Below are 5374 nucleotides of genomic sequence, written 5' to 3'. Positions count from 1 at the left end.
TCTGCGGCGGTGGGCCGAGTGGGGGACGGTTCCTTACTCGGTCCGGGTCAGGGACGGGGGTCGGCCCAGTTCCGGCGGCAGCGGCTGGGCGTGACGGACGGTGAGGCTCGTCACCGCCCGGGTGAGGCACACGTACAGTCGGCGCAGGCCGGTGCCACGGTCGGGTTCGTCGGCGACGACGCGGGCAGGTTCGAGCAACAGCACGTGGTCGAACTCCAGGCCCTTGGCCAGCGCGGCGTCCACCACCTCGACGCGGACGAAGGCGTCCGGGTCCACCGCGTCGCCGAGGACCCGGTGTTCGGTGCCGGCCAGCGCGGCGTCCACCCCTGACACCCAGCCGGACGGCACGATCACGCCGAGCGTGCCCTCCCGCGACAGCAGCCCGGTCACGGTCGCGGCGACCTCGGCCACCGGATCGGCGACCGCCGCGATGTCGAGCTGGCCGCGCGCGTGCCGGATCGAGCGCGGCGGCGTCAGGCCCGGCGCGATCCGCGGAAGCAGCCGGGCGGCGTAGTCGATCACGTCGCCGGGCACCCGGAACCCTTCGACCAGTTCGGTCACCGGTGCCTCCGGATGGCCGACGTGCGCGAGCGCGTCCGCCCAGTCGTGCACGGCCCAGGCCGTCGTGGCCTGCGCGAGGTCGCCCAGCAGCGTCACCGAGCCGGTGGTCGCCCTGCGCCCTGCGGCCCGCAGCATCATCGGCGAGAGGTCCTGCGCCTCGTCGATGATCACGTGGCCCAGGCTCGGCTGACGCGCCAGCAGATCCTCGACCTCGTCGACGAGGACGACGTCGGCCAGCGTCCAGCGCCGCGCCCGCGCCGACCGCGCCCGCGCGCCCTGCAGCAGGGCCCGCTCGTCGGCGTCCAGGATGCCGACGGCCGCCCGGGCCAGCAGGTCGGGGTCGCCCAGCACGGCGTGGACGACACCGGCCGCGCTCACCCTGGGCCACAGCTGCCGGCACAGCGCGGCCACCGGTCGCGAGCGCGCGACGGCGTTCTGGACTCGGTCGTCGGTGGTCTCCCCGTCCGCCTCCATCTGCAGCAGGACGCGGTGCGCGATCCGCTGCGGAAGCATCGCCCGCCCGGTCTCGTACCGGGCGCCCTGGCCGGCGATGCCGCTGAGGATGTCGGCGAGGGCGGCGGGCCGCAGCCGGTGCAGCCGGTGCCCGTACGGCACCTCGAGGGTGCCGTCGGGGGTGCCGAGGTGGCTCCACACCGCCCGTCGCAGCACCTCAGCCATCCGCGGGTCGCCCTTCAGCACCGCGAGCGGCGCCGGGTCGGTGCCGGTGACGGCCAGCCCGGTGGCGGCACCGACCAGCGACTCGATGGTCGCCTGGCTGGCGTCGATCTCGCCGAGGGCGGGCAGGACGTCGCCGATGTAGCCGAGGAAGGAGTCGTTCGGCCCGAGTACCAGCACCCCGGAGCGGGAGAGCTGCGCGCGGTAGGTGTAGAGCAGGTACGCCGCGCGGTGCAGACCGACCGCCGTCTTCCCCGTCCCCGGCGCACCCTGGATGGCCAGCGACGTGGCCAGGTCGGTGCGGACCAGCACGTCCTGGTCGGGCTGGATGGTGGCCACGATGTCCCGCATCGGTCCGGAACGGGGGCGTTCGATCTCGGCCTCCAGCAGGGCTGACGTCGCGGCGGTGACGGCCTCGGCGAGCTGCTCGTCCTCGTAGGCGGTGATCGCACCGTGCTGGAAGCCGAACCGCCGGCGCAACGCGACGCCCATCGGATCGCCCGGCCGCGCCCGGTAGAAGGGCAGGGCCATCGGGGCGCGCCAGTCCATCACCAGCGGCTCGTCCCCGATGGACGCCTCGACGTGGCGGCGCCCGATGTGACAGGTCTCGTCCCGCTCCGCGCCGAGCGTTGCGGCATAGTCGATGCGGCCGAAGAACAGCGGGACCGACGGGTCGTCGGCGAGCGATTCGGCGCGCCGGTACAGCTGCTGGCGCAGGTACTGCGTGGACACGTGATCGCCGGCGATCGCCTTCGTCCAGTCGGCGGTCCGGGCACGCATGGCGGCCAGTGCGGCGCGGGACCGGTCGAGGTGGACGCGTTCGGCGGTCAGGACGGGGTCTTCGGACATGAGCGTGCTCCAGAGGGGTCGGCGCCGGCCCACCGGGAGTGGGTCGGGAAGGATGTTGACGGGCTCCTGGCCCGGGTCCGGCGGGAGCACCCGACGGACGGCCCGCGCGCGTGGCGGGCTCTGGAACGCGTCCATGCTAAGCCCGCCCGCCCACCGCGCCAAACGCCGCCTTGACGGTGTCCCGGCTCCGCGGTCAATCAACCCCAGCGGGTCAGAGCACCTCGCGGACGGCGGGGTAGTGGCAGGCGACGAAGTGGCGGGGCTCCAGTTCGACCGGCAGCGGCACCTCGACCGCGCAACGCTCGGTGGCGATCGGGCAGCGGGTGCGGAACACACACCCCGACGGCGGATTCTGCGGGCTGGGCAGATCGCCGGAGAGCAGGATCCGGTCGCGGTTGCGGCGCGGCTCCGGTACCGGGACGGCCGACATCAGCGCCTGGGTGTAGGGGTGCATCGGCCGCTCGTAGAGGGTGTTCCGGTCGGCGACCTCCATCGTCTTGCCGAGGTACATCACCATCACCCGGTCGGAGATGTGCCGGACCACGCTCAGGTCGTGGGCGATGAAGACGTAGGCGAGGTTCTGCTCATCCTGCAGGTCCTCCAGCAGGTTCACCACCTGGGCCTGGATCGAGACGTCCAGCGCGGAGACCGGTTCGTCGCAGACCACCAGCTTCGGCTTCAGCGCGACCGCACGGGCCACGCCGATCCGCTGCCGCTGGCCCCCGGAGAACTCGTGCGGGTAGCGGTTGTAGTGCTCGGGGTTCAGCCCGACCCGCTCCATCAGGTCCTGGACGGCCTTCTTCACCCCGCCCGGAGGCTTGATGCCCTGGATCTCGAAGGGCGCAGCGATGATCGCCCCGATCGGGTGCCGCGGGTTCAGCGAGCCGTAGGGGTCCTGGAAGACCATCTGCACCTGGCGTCGCAGTGCCCGCAACTCCTCGCCCTGGATCCTCGTGACGTCCTTGCCCTCGAACTCGATCGTGCCGGCGGTGGGCTCGAGCAGGCGCAGGATCGTGCGACCCGCGGTGGACTTGCCGCAGCCGGACTCGCCGACGATGCCGAGCGTCTCGCCGGCGTCGAGGGTCAGGCTGATCCCGTCGACGGCCTTGATCGGCGCGCCCTCGCTGCGAACCAGCTTCTGGTTGTAGGTGGGGAAGTACTTCTTCAGATCGGTGACGGCGAGCAGGCTCACGGTTCTCTCCTACAGCCTCGGCGCGATCTGGTCGCGGAAGATCTCGGCCCGCTTCGGGACGGGGATGTGGCAGCGCGAGTCGTGCTTGGGGTACGACTCGGCCAGCTCCGGCACGACCTCGTCGCACGCGCACGGCGCGAACTCGCGGAACGCGCACCGCGGGTGGAAGGCGCACCCCGGCGGGATGTTGATCAGGGACGGCGGGTTTCCGACGACAGGAACGAGCCGCTCCTGCTTGAGCCGGTCCAGGCGCGGCATGGACGTGAGCAGGCCCCAGGTGTACGGGTGGTCGGGCTGGTGGAACGCGTCGTCGACCTCCGCGTACTCGACACACTTCCCGCCGTACATCACCAGCACGTCGTCCGCGATCTCCGCCACCACGCCCAGGTCGTGGGTGATCATGATGATGGCCGAGCCGAACTCGGCCTGCAGGTCGCGCATCAGGTCCAGGATCTGCGCCTGCACGGTGACGTCGAGCGCGGTGGTGGGCTCGTCGGCGATCAGCAGCTCGGGGTTGTTGATCAGTGCCATCGCGATCATCGCGCGCTGGCGCATGCCGCCGGAGAACTCGTGCGGGTACTGGTCGACGCGCCTGCCCGGGTTCGGGATGCCGACCCGGCCGAGCATCTCGATCACGGTGGTGCGGGCCGCCTTCTTCGAGACGTGCTCGTGGACGCGGATCGCCTCGGTCAGCTGCTGCCCGACCGTGTAGTACGGGTGCATCGCCGACAGCGGGTCCTGGAAGATCATGGCGAGCTTGCGTCCGCGCAGGCTGCGCAGTTCCTCGTCCGTCGTCTTCAGCAGGTCCTGGCCGTCGAGCACGATCTCACCGCTGATCCGGGCGCGCGTGCCGCGGTGCAGACCCATGATGGCCAGCGACGTCACCGACTTGCCCGAACCGGACTCGCCGACGATGCCGAGGGTCTTGCCCTTCTCCAGGTCGAAGCTCAGGCCGTCCACGGCCTTGACCACGCCGTCGTCGGTGGGGAAGTGGACGTGGAGGTCGTTGACCCGCAGGAACTTGTCGCTCATCAGGCCACCTTCACCCTCGGGTCGATGAAGCTGTAGGCGATGTCCACGACCATGTTGGCCAGGACGACGAAGCTGGACACGATCATGACCATGGCCACGATCGTGGGCAGGTCCATGGTGGTGACCGAGTGGACGGCGAGGTAGCCCAGGCCGTGCATCGAGAACACGCTCTCGGTGATGATCGCCCCACCCAGCAGGCCACCGAGGTCGAGGCCGGCGGCGGTCACGATCGGGGTGAGGGCCGCGCGCAGCCCGTGCCGGAAGATCACCGCCCACTTCGCGACGCCCTTGGCGTTGGCGGTGCGGATGTAGTCCTCGCTGAGGGTCTCGATCATGTAGGCGCGGGTCAGCCGGACGTAGCTCGCGGCGAAGAAGAACGCCAGCGTGATCCACGGCAGGATCAGGTTGCGGGCCCAGTCGAGGGGGCTGTCGAAGAAGGGGACGTAGCTCGGGATCGGCACCCAACCCCACTTGATCGCAGGAAAGGTGAGCAGCACGAGGCCGACGAAGAAGGTGGGGAGCGAGAAGCCGACGAGGGCTGCGCCGACGATGCTGCGGTCGGGCCATCGGCCCTTGTTGAGCGCGGCGATGATGCCGCCCCCGACACCGATGATCATCCACAGCAGGAACGCGCCGATCGCGATCGACAGGGACACCGGCCAGGCCTCGGCGACCATCTCGTTGATGGTGCGGTGCTGGGTGGTGGAGTAGCCCAGGCACGGGGCAGGGCAGTGCACGATCTGCTGGGGGTACTGCTCGCGGAGCTGCTCGTTGTCGGGGAAGTCCCGCCCGACGAACAGCCCGGCGACGAACTTTCCGTACTGCACGTAGGCGGGCTGGTCGAAGCCGAGGGCCTTGCGGTTTCCTTCGAGGATGGTCGGAGTGCAGTTCTTGCCACAGGTGTAGCGCGCCGGGTCGATCGGTGAGGCGAAGAAGATCGCGAAGGTGGTCGCGGTGATCAGGAAGAGCATCGCGACGACGTTCACCAGTCGCCGGAGGATGTAGTAGAACAATGCCGTCTCCTTGGGAGAGCCGGGGGTGCGCCGGGTTGCGCCCCCCCCACCC

At 70.6% G+C, this 5374-nt stretch carries 4 protein-coding genes; all 4 read right to left on the bottom strand.

Annotated elements, in window-relative coordinates:
• Positions 1-33: 33 nt before the first annotated feature.
• On the bottom strand, positions 34-2085 hold the full coding sequence (locus QM634_RS13960) for a HelD family protein (protein WP_415043384.1): 2052 nt from the start codon (positions 2083-2085) through the stop codon (positions 34-36).
• Positions 2086-2296: 211 nt separating this feature from the next.
• Positions 2297-3277 carry an ABC transporter ATP-binding protein gene (locus QM634_RS13955; RefSeq protein WP_415043383.1) on the bottom strand — a complete coding sequence of 327 codons (981 nt, stop codon included), beginning with the start codon at positions 3275-3277 and terminating at the stop codon, positions 2297-2299.
• Between the two features lie 9 nt (positions 3278-3286).
• Complete coding sequence (locus QM634_RS13950; RefSeq protein ID WP_415043382.1) at positions 3287-4309, bottom strand: ABC transporter ATP-binding protein; 1023 nt, start codon at positions 4307-4309, stop codon at positions 3287-3289.
• Positions 4309-5374: ABC transporter permease (locus QM634_RS13945; protein ID WP_415043381.1), on the bottom strand; the 1066-nt coding region annotated here is incomplete at its 5' end. The genes QM634_RS13950 and QM634_RS13945, both read right to left, overlap by 1 nt.

It is taken from the genome of Gordonia sp. (in: high G+C Gram-positive bacteria) (genome assembly GCF_047606305.1).
Lineage (GTDB): Bacteria > Actinomycetota > Actinomycetes > Mycobacteriales > Mycobacteriaceae > Gordonia.
Note: the sequence above shows the minus strand (reverse complement) of the source record. Positions and strands in the feature narration are given on the sequence as shown.